The sequence below is a fragment of the Pseudomonas sp. SMN5 genome, from assembly GCF_052041925.1.
Lineage (GTDB): Bacteria > Pseudomonadota > Gammaproteobacteria > Pseudomonadales > Pseudomonadaceae > Aquipseudomonas.
Genome location: NZ_JBKGGX010000047.1, coordinates 1 through 15352, shown reverse-complemented (window position 1 = coordinate 15352; position 15352 = coordinate 1). Strand labels below are relative to the sequence as shown.

General features: G+C 60.1%; 15 protein-coding genes. 5 read left to right on the top strand and 10 right to left on the bottom strand.

The window, feature by feature from the left end; genetic code table 11:
* Positions 1-580 (top strand): RNase A-like domain-containing protein (locus tag ACLEJR_RS26580; protein ID WP_440817642.1); only part of this gene is annotated, 580 nt, incomplete at its 5' end.
* On the top strand, positions 577-888 hold the full coding sequence (locus ACLEJR_RS26575; protein ID WP_440794409.1) for a contact-dependent growth inhibition system immunity protein: 312 nt from the start codon (positions 577-579) through the stop codon (positions 886-888). The genes ACLEJR_RS26580 and ACLEJR_RS26575, both read left to right, overlap by 4 nt.
* A 133-nt stretch (positions 889-1021) precedes the next feature.
* Here ACLEJR_RS26575 and ACLEJR_RS26570 read toward each other — a convergent pair whose 3' ends face one another.
* Positions 1022-2809, bottom strand: coding sequence for a bifunctional diguanylate cyclase/phosphodiesterase (locus ACLEJR_RS26570; RefSeq protein WP_440817640.1), 1788 nt, complete (start codon positions 2807-2809; stop codon positions 1022-1024).
* Between the two features lie 129 nt (positions 2810-2938).
* Positions 2939-5017: a carboxy terminal-processing peptidase gene (locus ACLEJR_RS26565; RefSeq protein ID WP_440794405.1), complete on the bottom strand. Its 2079-nt coding sequence runs from the start codon at positions 5015-5017 to the stop codon at positions 2939-2941.
* Between the two features lie 139 nt (positions 5018-5156).
* Between ACLEJR_RS26565 and ACLEJR_RS26560 the strand changes: the two genes are divergently transcribed.
* A complete protein-coding gene (locus tag ACLEJR_RS26560; RefSeq protein ID WP_440817639.1) occupies positions 5157-6119 on the top strand; it encodes an NAD(P)H-quinone oxidoreductase in 963 nt (320 codons plus the stop codon).
* Between the two features lie 131 nt (positions 6120-6250).
* Entirely contained in the window at positions 6251-6865 is a 615-nt protein-coding gene (locus tag ACLEJR_RS26555; RefSeq protein ID WP_440794401.1) for a hypothetical protein, read from the top strand.
* Positions 6866-7092: 227 nt separating this feature from the next.
* Here ACLEJR_RS26555 and ACLEJR_RS26550 read toward each other — a convergent pair whose 3' ends face one another.
* The 6 genes from ACLEJR_RS26550 to ACLEJR_RS26525 form a co-directional block, all read right to left on the bottom strand.
* Positions 7093-7746: an HAD family hydrolase gene (locus ACLEJR_RS26550; RefSeq protein ID WP_440794399.1), complete on the bottom strand. Its 654-nt coding sequence runs from the start codon at positions 7744-7746 to the stop codon at positions 7093-7095.
* Positions 7747-7792: 46 nt separating this feature from the next.
* On the bottom strand, positions 7793-8782 hold the full coding sequence (locus ACLEJR_RS26545) for an ABC transporter ATP-binding protein (RefSeq protein ID WP_440817637.1): 990 nt from the start codon (positions 8780-8782) through the stop codon (positions 7793-7795).
* Positions 8779-9579, bottom strand: a complete 801-nt coding sequence (locus ACLEJR_RS26540) for an ABC transporter permease (RefSeq protein WP_440817634.1) — start codon at positions 9577-9579, stop codon at positions 8779-8781. The genes ACLEJR_RS26545 and ACLEJR_RS26540 overlap by 4 nt, the downstream gene beginning before the upstream one ends.
* Positions 9566-10402, bottom strand: coding sequence for an ABC transporter permease (locus ACLEJR_RS26535; protein WP_440794422.1), 837 nt, complete (start codon positions 10400-10402; stop codon positions 9566-9568). The genes ACLEJR_RS26540 and ACLEJR_RS26535 overlap by 14 nt, the downstream gene beginning before the upstream one ends.
* Positions 10403-10407: 5 nt before the next feature.
* Positions 10408-11214, bottom strand: coding sequence for an alkaline phosphatase family protein (locus tag ACLEJR_RS26530; protein ID WP_440817633.1), 807 nt, complete (start codon positions 11212-11214; stop codon positions 10408-10410).
* 186 nt (positions 11215-11400) lie between these two features.
* On the bottom strand, positions 11401-12468 hold the full coding sequence (locus ACLEJR_RS26525) for an ABC transporter substrate-binding protein (protein ID WP_440817630.1): 1068 nt from the start codon (positions 12466-12468) through the stop codon (positions 11401-11403).
* Positions 12469-12817: 349 nt separating this feature from the next.
* On the opposite strand from ACLEJR_RS26525, the gene ACLEJR_RS26520 reads away from it, so the two are divergent.
* Positions 12818-13549: a UTRA domain-containing protein gene (locus ACLEJR_RS26520; protein WP_440817627.1), complete on the top strand. Its 732-nt coding sequence runs from the start codon at positions 12818-12820 to the stop codon at positions 13547-13549.
* Positions 13550-13556: 7 nt separating this feature from the next.
* Here the strand turns inward: ACLEJR_RS26520 and ACLEJR_RS26515 are convergent, their stop codons facing one another.
* Together ACLEJR_RS26515 and ACLEJR_RS26510 are read right to left on the bottom strand one after the other, a co-directional pair.
* Positions 13557-13739, bottom strand: a complete 183-nt coding sequence (locus tag ACLEJR_RS26515; RefSeq protein ID WP_440794388.1) for a hypothetical protein — start codon at positions 13737-13739, stop codon at positions 13557-13559.
* 203 nt (positions 13740-13942) lie between these two features.
* Positions 13943-15232 carry a M18 family aminopeptidase gene (locus ACLEJR_RS26510; protein WP_440817625.1) on the bottom strand — a complete coding sequence of 430 codons (1290 nt, stop codon included), beginning with the start codon at positions 15230-15232 and terminating at the stop codon, positions 13943-13945.
* Positions 15233-15352 lie beyond the last annotated feature (120 nt).

The following is a 15352-nucleotide window of genomic DNA, read 5'->3' as shown; positions in this document are numbered from 1 at the left end:
TGAAAGCGGCCTGCACTACAACCGGCATCGCTACTACAATCCCGAGACCGGGCGCTACCTGACACCGGATCCGAGTAAGTTGGCGGGTGGGCTCAATGGGTATCGCTACACCCTGAACCCGACGGGGTGGGTGGATCCGTTGGGGTTGGCGTGTAACTGTCCGGGCGATATCGAGGCTGACGGGCCGTTTAGTGAGATCGTGCCGGGAGGCGGCTTGGCGGCGCATGAGGCCCGGGGTGGGCATTTGATTGAGAAACATATTGGTAGGACGGATGCGCAATTGGCTAAAAGGATAGAGAAGGAGCCAAATGTTCCCGCCGCGTCGACGTTCCCAGATCGAACTACAGCTGAGCTATCAGCAGCTAGGACGCTAGCAGCAAATCAGAGAAAAATTGAAAAATTCTTGGCAAGTAAAAAAGACAAGACGACTGTAACTCATGTTTTTGCTCATCCAGTTGGAGTCAGCCTGATAAATGGCCGTACCGACTACCTGCCAGCACACAAAGTATTACTGGTCTTGAAGAAAGATAAACAACAACCAGCAGGATACTTTTTGATTACAGGATTTCCGGAAGTATGAATCAACGATTTCCAGAACTGCATGATTTTTTTGGGGCCTATTTTCATCAAGATTGGCCAGCTGAGTATCAAACCGCTGAACAAGCGCTAGATGCATTCCTTTCAGAATCTGACTCGGAAATCCTAAAGACAGTTCTGCAGGAACTTGACGTTCTACTCAAGCAAAGAAAAACCGAGTGTGAGATGCAGGGATATCTGCTAAGGGAACTGAGCTGTTACTACAGCTATTGGACTGCCTGGGAAACGAGCGAAGCATGGCTACATCATATTACTTGCAGAATAGCTCGTAAGATCGACCAGATTGGCTGAGCCAGACAACTCGGAGTATCAGGAGGAATGAGCTTGCTGCTTTAGGGCTGCTACGCAGCCCAGCGGGAGTAAGCTCCCTCGCCACAAGGTTAGTGTCCGGCGCTCGGGCCGAGAGCGGCAGTGGGGAATCCGCTCAAACCGATAACCCCAACTCCGCCACGGCCTTCCGCTCGACCAAACCATCAACTAAATACACACTCCCCCCCAAAATCCCCTTCGCATGATGCTTCGCCTGCGAAGCCAGTTCCGCCAACTGGCTCGCATCCAACTCCCCACACGCTTCCGACCTCAGATGCACCACGCCAATCGATAGCGACAGCAAAGCAAAATCCTGGCGAACCCCCTGTCTATTCAACGCCGTGAAGTACCCGGCTTCCAGGTGTTCAGGACGGTAGAAGCGGCGGCAGTGGCTCTGGAAGTCGGTCAGGAGTTGGTCGAGGCGTTTGCGCCAGTCTTCCGGGCCGAGGACCAGGAGGAAGTCGTCGCCACCGATGTGGCCGACGAAATCGCGGCTGGGGTCGATGCGTTCGTTCAGGCATTGCGCCAGGCACAGTAGGACTTCGTCGCCGCGGCCATAGCCGTAGATGTCGTTGAAGGGTTTGAAGCTGTCGATGTCGACGTAGCAGATCACCGATTCCTGGCGCTGCTGCAGCACGCGGGTGAGGCATTGCTGGATCGGTACGTTGCCCGGCAGCAGGGTCAGCGGGTTGGCGTAGCGGGCCTGTTGGATTTTCAGTTCGGTGATCAGCTTGAGCACGTCGATCACTCGGCCCAGGCCCAAGTAGCTGCCATTGAGGGTGATGATGAAGTCCTCCTCGATGCGTTGCCGGGCGCGGCTGGTGATGAGGCGGCTGACCTGTTGCAGCGACTGGCTCAGTTCCACCGCGAGGAAGTCGTCGCTCATCAGGCGGCTGATGGGCTTGCGAGCGAACAGGTCGGTGGCGAAGGGCTTGAGCAAGGCGTCGGAGAGGGAATGGCGGTGCACAATGCCACAGGGTTGTTCCCGGTAATCCAGCACGGCCAGGGAGTTGAGGTTGGCCTGGCGCCGAAATGCTTCCAGCACGGTAGCGGTCGGGGTGTCGTGGGCCACTGCCGGTTGTTCGTTGAGCAGCGCGCCGAGATCGTTGATCTCATCGTTCAGTGACGCCACTCCAGCGTCCTGCTTGGGCATCAGCGTCCTCGCATCGCGAGCCGGTTGTTCCTGAGGCCGGGCGAGCAGATACCCCTGGACCAGGTCGACGCCCATTTCGATCAGCACCGCCAGTTCTTCCGGCAGTTCAATGCCTTCGGCAATCACCTGGGCCCGTGACGTACGGGCAATCTTCAATATCGATCCGACGAACTCGCGCTTGAGGGCATCCTGATGAATGCCGTCGATGAAATGCCGGTCGATCTTGACGTAGTCCGGGCGCAATTCGGACCACAGCCGCAGGCTGGAATACCCGGCGCCCAGGTCATCCAGGGCAATCGAGAAGCCCATGGCCCGGTAATGATGCAGCGCATTCTGCAAAAGCTGGAAGTCATCGATAGGTGTCTGTTCGGTCAGCTCGATCACCACCTGGCTGGGCGGGATACCGAAGTCTTGCAGCAGTTGCAACGTACGCCCGGTCTGGTGCGCCGCTTCCAGGAGGGATTCGGGCGAAACGTTGAGGAACAGCTTGCCCGGCAGCTTCTGCTCGTTGAAGCGGTGGCAGGCGCTGCGGCGGCAGGCCAGTTCGAGTTCGCTGAGGCGTCCGGCCTGGCGGGCTACGGAGAGCAGGGCGATGGGGGAATGCAACGGGCTGTTGGACGGGCCGCGAGTCAAGGCTTCGTAGCCGACGATACGTCGTTCGGATAGGCAGAGAATCGGTTGGAACAGGCTGTGCAAACCGCTTTGAGCCAGGATCGAACTCAAGGCGCCCAGCTGTTCTGTCGTGGTCATGGCTTTCTCTGGCGATAAAAAATGGACCGGGCGCTATCCGCTCAGGAAGCGCCCGGTCCATATTTCACGACAGGATGATGTCAGTTTGATGACACTCCGACGCGCATCACCATTAAATCGCCATCATCGTCAGTGTTTGGCAACCGCGGTGTTGAGTTTCAGGTAATCGAGCAGGATCCGCCCGGTTTCGCTCAGGTAGGCATCGTCTTCCGGCTTGGTTTTTTCCGGCTCGGTGATGAGGTCTTCGTCTTCTTTCTTCAGCTCTTTGAGCGGTTCTTCGCCCTTGGCCTTGCGACGCAGGTTTTCCATCGCCAGTTGCTTGGCTTCGATGTCGGCGTGCTGCGCGCGACGGTCGGCTTCGTTGAGGGTGACGGTTTTTTCCAGCATCAGTTTTTGCGCCAGGGCCAGCTTGTCGCGGATGAATACGAACTCCGCGTCCTGGGCCGTACGGCTGTCATGTTCGGACTTGAGCTGGGCCAGGAATGGCTTGAACGGATCCACGGCCGGCTTGATCGCAGGCTTGATGGTGTCCCACGGCATGGCCTCGGGCAGGGCGCTCTCACCGATTTCCTTGGTGTCGATGATCGACGGGTAATCGATGTCCGGCAGTACGCCCTGATGCTGGGTGCTCTGGCCGGAGACCCGGTAGAACTTGGCCAGGGTCAGTTTCAGCTCGCCATGGTTGAGTGGCTGGATGGTCTGCACGGTGCCTTTGCCGAAGGTCTGGCCGCCGATGATCAGCGCACGGTGATAATCCTGCATGGCGCCGGCGAAAATCTCCGAGGCCGAAGCCGACAGGCGGTTCACCAGCAGCGCCATCGGGCCTTTGTAGAATGCGCCCGGGTTTTCGTCTTCCAGCACGTCCACGCGGCCATCGGCATTACGCACGAGCACGGTCGGGCCCTTGTCGATAAACAGGCTGGTCAACTCGGTGGCTTCCTGCAGGGAGCCGCCGCCGTTGTTGCGCAAGTCGATGACCACGCCGTCGACTTTTTCCTTCTGCAGCTCGGTCAGCAGCTTCTTGACGTCGCGGGTGGTGCTCTTGTAGTCCGGATCGCCGGCGCGGAACGCCTTGAAGTCCAGGTAGAAGGCCGGGATCTCGATGACGCCGAGCTTGTAGTCCTTGCCGTCCTGTTTCAGGTTGAGGACCGATTTCTTCGCCGCCTGTTCTTCCAGCTTCACGGCTTCCCGAGTGATGGCTACGATTTTGCTGGTCTGATCGTTCGGTGCGTTGCTGGCCGGGATGACCTCCAGGCGCACCACCGAACCTTTCGGCCCACGGATCAGCTTGACCACTTCGTCCAGGCGCCAGCCGACCACGTCGACCATTTCCTTGTTGCCCTGGGCAACGCCGATGATCTTGTCCGCCGGCCCCACCTGCTTGGTCTTGTCCGCCGGCCCCGCCGGCACCAGGCGCACGATTTTCACCTGGTCGTTGTCGCTTTGCAGGACAGCGCCGATGCCTTCCAGGGACAGACTCATGTTGATGTCGAAGTTTTCCGCGTTATCCGGCGAGAGATAATTGGTGTGCGGGTCGTAGGACATGGCGAAGGTGTTGATGTACGCCTGGAAGATATCCTCGGCACGGGTCTGGTCCAGGCGCGCCAGTTGGTTCTTGTAGCGCTTGGTCAGGGTTTCCTGAATCTGCTTGGGCTCCTTGCCGGCGATCTTCATGCGCAGCACTTCGTCCTTGACACGTTTGCGCCACAGGTCGTCGAGCTCGGCGGTGCTTTTGAGCCAAGGCGCGTCCTTGCGGTCGACCAGCAGGGTTTCCTTGGCATTGAAATCGATTTTATCGACGCCTTTGTTCAGCTCGGCGAGGGCGTAGTCCAGACGCGCCTTCACACGGTCCAGGTAGCGCTTGTAGATGATGAACCCGGCATTGAGGTCGCCGCTCTTGAGGAAGTCGTCGAACTGGGTTTTCCACTTGTCGAATTCGGCGATGTCGCTGGCCAGGAAATAACTGCGCGACGGATCAAGCAACTTGATGTAACTGTCATAAATGATGACCGAGCGCGCGTCATCGAGCGGCGGCTTGCTGTAGTGGTGACGCTTGAGCAGCTCGACGACGTTAAGGCTGGCTATCACCTCGTCACGATCGGGCTGAAGCTTGTCCCAGCTGTTGGCCGCAAACGTATTGCTCGAGAGCGTGGAAACGCCAAGGCCAATGAAAAGGGCAAGTGCAGTGCTGGGGAACAAACGCTTCATACTGATTCGACGCAGGGACAATTGATCACGCATATTAGGCCGTCTTTGAAGTCGCCGGTTCCATGTGGCCCGGGCGCATAATGCAAGAAAGCCCGGCGTTACAGCAGCGGGCCCAGTCGAGACTCACTATGGAGGCACCGTGAAAGCATTGCAAGGCGTTGAAGGCCAAGTGGTATGGGCACAGGAGCCAACTCCTGTGTGTGATGCAGGGCAAGTTCGCATCCGGGTAGCGGCCGCCGGCCTGAATCGGGCCGATTTATTGCAGAAGGCCGGGCTCTATCCGCCGCCGCCCGGCGCGAGTCAGGTGTTGGGGCTGGAGTGTTCCGGGGTCATCAGCGAAGTCGGCCCAGGCTCGTCCTGGGCAGTCGGCGACCGCGTTTGTGCCTTGCTTGCCGGCGGTGGGATGGCCGAAGAAGTGGTGGTCGATGGCCGCCATGTGTTGCCGGTACCGGAGGGCCTGTCCTTGGCCGAAGCCGCCGCGCTGCCTGAGGTCTACAGCACTGCGTGGCTGAATTTGTATCAATTGGCCGCGCTCAAGCCGGGTGAAAAAGTGCTGTTGCACGCCGGGGCCAGTGGCGTCGGCTCGGCTGCGATCCAACTGTGCAAGGCGTTCGGCAACCCGTGTTGGGTCAGTGTCGGCTCGGCGGATCGGCTGGCCTATTGCCAAGCCCTCGGTGCCCAGGGCGGGGTGATTCGCACCGACGATATCAACCGCTTGAGCGAATTCGGTCCCTTCGATGTGATCCTCGATCCCGTGGGTGCGAACTACGCCGGACTCAACGTGAAACTTTTGTCAGTTGACGGACGCTGGGTGCTGATCGGGCTTATGAGCGGCCGCTCGGCGGAGTTTGACCTGGCCCAGGTACTGGGCAAGCGTATCCAACTGTTGGGCTCGACCTTGCGCAGTCGTGACGATCAATTCAAGGCTGATCTGATCAGTGAGTTGGGCCGGCAAGTCTGGCCGCTGTTCAGCGAAGGCCGCCTGAGCCCGCAACTGGCCCGCACCTTTGCCATTGAGGATGCCGAAGCGGCGTTCAAGGAACTGGCGACCAACACGGTGTCGGGGAAACTGGTGCTGGTGATCGATGAGAGCCTGAGCTGATTCGGCACGTTGGATAGGCGTACACCCTGTCGGATCTGACAGTAGACACCCTCAAATGCCTGACTCTAGAGTCGAGGTGAGAGAAGGTGTCTCTCTGGCCAGTCTTTTCCCGATCCAGGCAGGGCCCTGTCATGTCCGATTACGCCGCTTTACGCATGCTGGTTATCACGCTTTCCCTGTTGGCCTACGAGGGCGCCCGGGGACAAGAGACCGGAAGAGTGCCTCCGGATACTTCAGAACAAGGCCAATGGGGAAATTGGGGACCCATGGCGTATTGCCCGCAGAGGCAACATGTCTGGGGCTTCCGGCTCAAGAGCGAGCCCTATCAGGGCAACGGCGACGATACCGCCTTGAATGCGATCCAGTTGATCTGCAAGAGCAGCGCCACGGGAGCGCCGACCTACATCCAGAGCCTGGAAGGAGGGTGGGGAAGTTGGGGCAAGGATTACGTTTGCCGCGAACATCCCGCCATAGCTTTTGCCATTCAGGTGGAGCGGTTTCAGGGCAGGGACAAGGAAAAGGGCTCGAAGGACGATACCGCCGCCGGCAATATCAAGATCAATTGCGGCTCGCAAATCCTGGTCGGTGACCCGCCCGCCGCGTGGGGGGAGTGGACCGGATTCTACCGTTGCGCCGACGGCATAGGTGGCGGGAAAGTGAATGGTTTCAGGACTCGGGTGGAACCCGACCAGGGCAACGGCGACGATACGGCCCTCAACGCCATGCAGGTGTCTTGCGCGTACTAAGGCAAGGCATTGGATAGTTCGAAGACGGGAGCCACGCTGGATCAGCCGGTTCTGCGACTGCTTCGCAGCCGAGCGGGAGCAAGCTCCTTCGCCACAGGATCCGGGCGCTGGTACATGTGGGAGCGAGCTTGCTCGCGATGGCGTCGGTCAGCAATGGAGGATTGACTGACACACCACTATCGCGAGCAAGCTCGCTCCCACAGGTGCGTCACAGACCCTAAAAGCATTTACTTCCAGGTATGAATCGGCCATCCCGCTGATTCGGCATGGGCTTTGAGCACCGGGTCCGGGTTGACGACGTGGGGGAAGTCCACCCGTTGCAGCAGCGGCAGGTCGTTGCGCGAGTCGGAATAGAAACTCGCGCCTTCGAGGTTTTCTTCTTCGGCATCCAGCCAGTCCAGCAGTCGGGTGATCTTGCCTTCGCGATAGGTCAGGGTGCCCACGGTCTTGCCTGTGTAAGCCCCGTTGACGACTTCAAGGTCGATCGCCAGGATCTCATCGATACCCAGGCGTTCAGCGATGGGTTTGACCAGGTGTGTGCCCGAGGCCGAGATCACCAGGATCCGGTCGCCGGCCTTGCGGTGCTCGGCGATGGCACGGGTGGCGTCGCTGAAGATGATCGGCTCGATGAAGTCTTCCACCCACGGCGTCACCAGGTGTTCGATTTCCTCCGGGGTGCGGCCGATCATCGGCTCCAGGCTGAAATCCATGTAGGCCTCCATCAGCAGCTTGCCGTGGCTGTAGGCGTCCATCAGCTCGTTGTTGCGGCGCATGAAGGACTCGGGATCGACCCAGCCCAGGCGGCCCATTTGCTCGCTCCAGAGGGTGGCGCAATCGCCGTGGATCAGGGTTTCGTCCAGATCAAAAATTGCCAGGGCCATCAGCGCGTTTCCCTTCTCAAGATCAGCTTCAAAATCAACAAGGCCATCAGGCTACCTCACACAGGGCCGACGGATCGATGGAAAGCGACAGTCGAGCCCCATCGGGATGCAGATCGGCCGCCGAACGGTTGAGGACATCGACCACCAGCTCCACGCCACGGGCCTCGACCCGGTAGCGGATGACGTTGCCCAGCAGGCTGTGGCTGCGGATCAGCGCATCCGGTTCGCCGTTGCGACTCAGCTCGATGGCTTCCGGGCGAATGGCGATGCGTGCCGTCACCGGGCGTTGCAGCAGCCGGCTGGCGCTGTCGGCGTCCAGCAGGTTGTAGTTGCCGATGAAGCCGGCGGCGAACACATCGACGGGTGCTGTGTACAGGGTTTCGGCATCGCCGCTCTGTACGATCTTTCCCTGATTCATCAGGAAAATCCGGTCTGACATGGTCAGCGCTTCTTCCTGATCGTGCGTGACGAAAATCGTGGTCAGGCCCAATTCGCGCTGGATCTGACGGATCTGTTCGCGCAGGTGCTTGCGAATCCGCGCATCGAGGGCCGACAGCGGTTCGTCCAGCAGTAACAGGCGCGGGCGGGTCACCAGAGAGCGGGCCAGGGCCACGCGCTGGCATTGGCCGCCGGACAATTGATGAGGATAGCGGCCGGCGAAGTCGTGCAACTCCACCAGGCGCAAGATCTCCAGCTCCCGCTGGCGGCTGTCCTGGGCATCCACTTTTTGCATGCGCAGGCCAAAGGCGACGTTCTGTTCCACGGTCATGTTGGGAAACAGGGCGTAGCTCTGGAACACCATGCCGATGCCGCGCTTTTGCGGGCTCAGCGGGACGATGTCTTGCCCGTCCAGCAGGATCTGGCCGGCGTCCACCGGCGTCAGGCCGGCAATGCAGCGCAGCAGCGTGGACTTGCCGCAGCCGGAAGGGCCGAGCAGGGTGACGAACTCGCCCTTGCCGATCTGGCAGTTGATGTCGCTGAACACCGGCGTGCCGGCATAGGTTTTCTGCAGGTGTTGGACGCTGACGTAGCTCATTGGCTTTTGTCCCTGTTCAAGATGTTGGCCGCCCAGGTCAGGACCAGTACGAAGAGGAAGTAGGAGATCACCAACGCACTGGTGAAGTGACCGCTGCTGTTACGCATGTTGTTCAGGTACACCTGCAGGGTTTCATAGCGGGTGCCGACGAGGATGTTGGCAAACACGAACTCGCCGAACAGGAAGGAGAAGGACAGCAGCAACGCGACCATCAGGCCCTTGCGCAGATTGGGCAACACCACCAGCACGGCGGCCTGGAAGGTGCTGGCGCCGAGCAGTTGGGCGGCGTCCATCAGGTCCCGCAGGTTGATGGCTTGCAGGTTGTTGGTGATCGCCCGGTACATGAAGGGCAGGGCGACGGTGAAGTAACAGCCGATCAGGATCCATGGCGTGCCCACCATGGCCAGCGTTCCTGAGCCGTAGAGTTGCAGCAGCCCCACCGATGACACCACCGGCGGCACCGCGAAGGGCAGCAGGATGAGGATGTTCATCAGCGCGTCGAGTTTCGGGAAGTGGTAATGCACCACGAACAACAACGGCAGGATCAGCACCACCGAAAGCACCAGCGCACCGACGCAGACCAGCAGTGATTGACCGAAGGCGCTGAGAAAGCGCGGATCACTCCACAACTGCACATACCATTTGAAGGTGAAGCCTGCGGGCAGCACGGTGGCCGACCAACTGCTGGCGATGGAATAGATCAACGTGCCGGCCAGGGGTAGCAGCAGGATGGCGAACAGCAGGTACACCACCGCCCGATGATAGAGCCCGGCCGGGCTCGATTCAGCGCGAGACATGGTAGCTCCTCTTGAGCAACAGCTGATGGATCACGGTCACCAGGGTCATCAACGCCACCAGCACCACGGCCAGGGCGCTGGCCATGTTCGGGTCCAGGGAAATGTCCCCGGAGACCATGGCCGCGATGCGAATCGGCAGCACGTTGAAGTTGCCGGTGGTCAGCGCATAGACCGTGGCATAGGCGCCGAGGGCATTGGCCAGCAGGATCACGAAGGTCCCCAGCAGCGCCGGCGTCAGTACCGGCAGGCCGATGTGCCGCCAGAACTGCCAACCGCTGGCGCCCAGCAGTTCGGCGGACTCGCGCCAGTCTTCACGCAGGGCATCGAAGGCCGGATAAAGCAGCAGCACGCCCAGGGGAATCTGGAAATAGGTGTAGAGAATGATCAGTCCGGTCTTCGAATAGAGGTTGAAGTCCTCGATGATTCCCGCCTGCTTGAGCATCAGGGTGATGCTGCCGTTGAACCCCAGCAGGATGATGAAGGCGAAGGCCAGGGGCACGCCAGCGAAGTTGCTGGTCATGTTGGCGAATGCGTTGACGAAGTTGCGCAACCGCGAATCGACCCGGCGCAGCGAGTAGCTGCCAAGCACTGCGATGACGATGCCGAACACGCTGGACCAGAAACTGATCTCCAGGCTGTGCTGGATCGCTTGCAGGTAAAACTTCGAATTGAAGATCTTGCTGAAATTGGCCAGGCCCCAGCCGAATTCTTCGGATTCCAGGCTGTTGACCAGCACCCAGAGCAGCGGGGCGATCTGGAACACGATAAAGAAGATCGCGAAGGGCACCAGGCACAAGGCCGCCAGCCATTTGCCGCGGGTCATGGCATTCACTTGAGCAACTCCCGGCAATAGGGTTTGTTGTGGTCGACACCGAGCAATTGGCAGATGGTCCCGCACAGTTCGGTCTGTCTCGGTGCCGCGCCAGGGTCGAGGCTGAAGCCGTCACCGAGGACAAACAGGGGCACTTCGCGTTCTTCGGCCAGCAAGCCGTTGTGGGAACGGTCGTTGTTCATGCCGTGGTCGGACGTCACCAATACCTGGTAACCAGCGTCGAGCCAGTCTTGCAGATAGACCGCCAGGTTGATGTCGGCCGAGCGGGCACTGTTGCGGTATTGCGGGGTGTCGAGGCCGTGCTTGTGGCCGGCGTCGTCGATGTTCATCGGATGCACCAGCAGGAAATCCGGCCGGTAGCGCACGCGCAGGTGCTCGGCATCGGCGAACAGGTGGGAGTCGGGATAGTGGTCGTTCCAGTAGAAATGTCCGTATTGAATCGGCAGTTCGGGGTTGTCGGTATGGCGGTCCCTGCCGGCCACGAACGGTGACGCATTGTAGAGTTCGCTGACCCAGTGATAGGCAGCGGCCGCCGTGCTCAAACCGGCATCGGTGGCGTAGTGGAAAATGCTGCGCTGGTTCGACAGGCGCGAAACATTGTTGTGCACGATACCGCTCTCGATGGGGGCGACGCCGGTAAGGATGCATTCGTAGAGTGGGCGGGACAGGGCCGGCAGCTCACATTCCAGTTTGTACAGGGCCGCGCGTCCTGCGCCGACATACGCCTGCAAATGCCCCATGGCGTGCCGGGCGACTTCGTAATTGAGGCCGTCGAGCACCACCAGGATGACGTTGTGCTTCATGGATACCAAAACTCCGGACGGACACCAGAAAGCTCGGATTCACCGCAGGTCCAATGTGGGAGCGAGCTTGCTCGCGATGAGGGCATGTCAGTCGACATCAATGCTGGCTGATACACCGCTATCGCGAGCAAGCTCGCTCCCACAATTGGACCTCCGTTGGATATCCGAGCGGGGCTGACTAGCGCCTCACTGCATATTGATGATGACTTCTTCCTGCCATTTCTGCGGCAGCGCCTTGGAGGTCTTCTCCCAGGCATCGGCATCCTTGATCGGTGTCACATGCTTGTACTGCTCGTTCGGCAGCAGCTTGGCCTGGATTTCTTCCGGCAGCTTCAGGTGCTCGGCGCGGATCGGCCGGGCGTTACCCTTGGCCAGGTTGATCTGGCCGGCGTCGCTGAAGATGTACTCACGGGTCAGTTTGGCGGCATTCGGGTGCTTGGCGTATTTGTTGATGATGGTGGTGTAGCCGGAGATGACCGAGCCGTCGGATGGGATCAGTACGACGTAGTCATCCGGGTTGGCCATCTTGGCCTTGTAGCTCAAACCGTTGAAATCCCAGACCACGCCGACCTCGACTTCACCTTTTTCCATGGTGGCGATGGTCGGGTTGGCCATGGACAGGCGGCCTTGCTTGGCAATCTCGGCGAACATCAGCAGGGCCGGTTGCAGGTTCTTCTCGTCGCCACCGTTTGCCAGGGCCGCGGCCAGCACGCCGTTGGCGGCCTGGGCGGCGGTGCTCACGTCACCGATGGAAACCTTGTACTTGCCGCTCTTCAGGTCAGCCCACTTGGTCGGTATTTCGGAGCCGTGCAGCAGCTTTTTGTTGACGATGAAAGCGATGGTTCCGGTATAGGCCAGGGCCCAGTTGCCATCCTTGTCCTTGGCCCAGGCAGGCACTTGGTCCCAGGTGCTGGGTTTGTAGGGCTGGACTACGCCTTGCTTGACCGCAATCGGGCCGAAGGCCGCGCCTACGTCGCCGATGTCGGCGCTGGCGTTGTCTTTCTCGGCGGCGAACTTGGCGATTTCCTGGGCCGAGCTCATGTCGGTGTCGACGTGTTTGAGGCCGTATGTTTTCGCCAGGTCTTCCCAGGTGCCTTTCCAGTTTGCCCAGTCATCGGGCATGCCGACGCTGTTCACGGCGCCTTCCGCTTTCGCAGCGGCTTCCAATGTTTTCAGATCGGTATCAGCGGCCATGGCGGCGGTGCACATGGCGATGGTCGAGCCTAACAGTGATGCCAGGAAAAGCTGTTTCATCCGAAGCTCCTATGGGCGTTTTCAACGCTGCGATTGCGGTTGTGTTGGTCTAGGTCAGCAATACCTGAGCCAATTTAGGCGAGCCCTGTGACAATTTGATGTCTGCGGTAGCGCGTTCAATCACGACCAGGGTCCTGCGCGGCGGCTGCGAATTAAGCGTAGACCATGCTTAAACGCCTGATATGAAAGGTTCTGGCTATAATTTTGCAGGGCTTGTCCGCCGACTGTTCAGCGCCGCTGTCATCGATCAGTCATGTGCGGTGCCTAGGCTTACAGGATGAAAATGGGGGCGATGGGAAATCGATCCTGCTCGAAAACAGTGCTGGTCTAGTCCAGATAGGTAACGTTGATGCGCATCGATGCAACCAAAGCGGTGACAACCATCGGACAGGTCCTGCAGGAGCAGCTTGACCACGGGCTGCTGGCCGCCGGCAGCAAGCTGCCGGCCGAGCGCAAGCTCAGTGAGTTGTTCGGGACCACGCGCATCACCGTGCGCGAAGCGTTGTTGCAGCTCGAAGCCCAGGGGCAGATCTATCGGGAAGAGCGCCGGGGCTGGTTCGTCTCGCCGCCACGCCTGGCCTATAACCTGATGCAGCGTAGCCACTTCCACGCGATGGTCGCCGCCCAAGGGCGGGTGCCTTCTACCCAGGTGATTTCTGCGCGCCTGCAACCGGCTTCGGCGGCCGTCTGTGCCTGGTTGCAGTTACCGGCGCTGTCCAGCGTGATCCAGATCTGTCGCGCCCGACGTATCGATGAGCGATTGGTGCTTTACGTGGAACACTACCTGAACCCGCAGTATTTTCCGGACATCCTCGAGTTCGATCTCAACCAGTCGATGACCGAGCTGTACGCCCGGCATTACGACCTGCACTACGGTCGGGTGAAGTTCGAAATCGTGCCTACCTCTTTACAACCGGAAGCTGCGGCGGCGCTGAAGGTCTCGGTGGGTAGCCCCGGACTGAGGATCGCCCGGGTCAATTACGACCAGCATCAGCGGCTGATCGACTGCGACCTGGAGTTCTGGCGCCACGATGCGATTCATGTCGGCGTCGATGTGCCCGAGCAATCGTCCGCGAATTGAAGCGAGGTCAGAGCGACTCGTTGAGTTTGGCGAGGATCTTGAACACCACCGTGGCGAGGATCAGCAACATGCCGATCCACATGGCGAACACCCCGACGCCCTTGTCCCGGAAGTTGAAGCCGATGGCCAGCAGGATCATGCCGGCGATGATGGGCACCAGCATGGCGTGGAACGCAGACATCGAGATCATGACGACGGCCTTGTCGAGGGGGCGATAAGGTCAGTCTAGTTGGGGTTTGGCAGTAGGGTGACGGTATATGCCTTGGCCTTTGTGGCGAGGGAGCTTGCTCCCGCTCCAGTGCGCAGCACTGGCAACCGTGCATTCAGTTGCAGATGTTGGGGCTGCTGCGCAGCCCAGCGGGAGCAAGCTCCCTCGCCACGGGTTAGCGTTGACTATGGCAGTTCGCGAGACGCATAGAACGCACTCAACACCTTCACCAGGTGCGCCAGGTCATGGCTGCCGCATAGCTCGCGGATCGAATGCATGGCGAACGTCGGCAGACCGATGTCCACAGTGCGTACGCCCAGCTGGCTGGCAGTGATCGGGCCGATGGTCGAGCCGCAGCCCATGTCGCTGCGCACCACGAAGCTCTGCACTGGCACTTCTTCGGCCATGCACAGGTGACGGAAGAACCCGGCGGTTTCGCTGTTGGTGGCGTAGCGCTGGTTGCTGTTGACCTTGATCACCGGCCCGGCGTTGAGCTTGGGACCGTGGTTGGCGTCGTGCTTGTCGGCGTAGTTGGGGTGCACGCCATGGGCGTTGTCCGCCGACACCAGCAGGGATTTCTGAATGGTACGGACGAACTCTTCACCCTCAGGCAACAGGCGTCGCAGGGTCTGTTCCAACATCGGGCCGTCAGCGCCACAGGCCGAGCAGGAACCGACTTCTTCGTGGTCGTTGCACACCAGGACGCAGGTTTCTTCGGTGTCGGCGTTGAGCAAGGCTTGCAGGCCGGCGTAGCACGACAACAGGTTGTCCAGGCGTGCACCGGCAATGAAATCGCCATGCAGGCCGATGACCGCGGCGCTCTGGGTATCGTAGAAACTCAGTTCGTAATCGAGCACCACATCGGCATTCAGGCCGTGCTCGCGGGCCAGTTGGTCGGTGAGCACGGCACGGAAGTCAACGCGCTCATCACCGGCGAACTGAGCCAGGATCGGTGGCAGTTCGTTCTGCGGGTTGATCGCCCAGCCCTGGTTGGCCTCGCGATTGAGGTGGATGGCCAGGTTCGGAATCGTGGCGATGGGCACCTGGAAGTCGATCAATTGGCTCTCGACCTTGCCGTCGCGGCGGAAGGTCACGCGCCCGGCCAGGGACAGGTCGCGGTCGAACCACGGCGCCAGCAACGCACCCCCGTAGACTTCCACGCCCAGTTGCCAGAAGCCATGGCGTTGCAGTTCCGGTTGTGGCTTGACCCGCAGGCAAGGGCTGTCGGTGTGGGCGCCGACCAGGCGAATGCCGTCGTGCAGCGGGGCATTGCGGCCCAGCTTGAAGGCAATGATCGAGGAGTCGTTGCGCGTGACGTAATAGCGACCGTTGGGCTCGGTGGCCCAGGTCTCGCGCTCGTCCAGGCGCTGATAACCCGCCGCTTCCAGGCGTTTGGCAAGGCTGGCGGTGGCATGGAATGGGGTAGGGGAGGCCTTGAGGAAGTCGATCAGGCCTTGGTTCAACTCTGCGCGCATAAATAACTCCAGACAGCAATGGGCGGGAGTTTACCGTATTGGTGGGGCGGGTGATCAGTGGAAAATAACACTGTGACGAGGGCAGTAGAGTTCAGACTGCGAACATAATGCTGTTGTGGC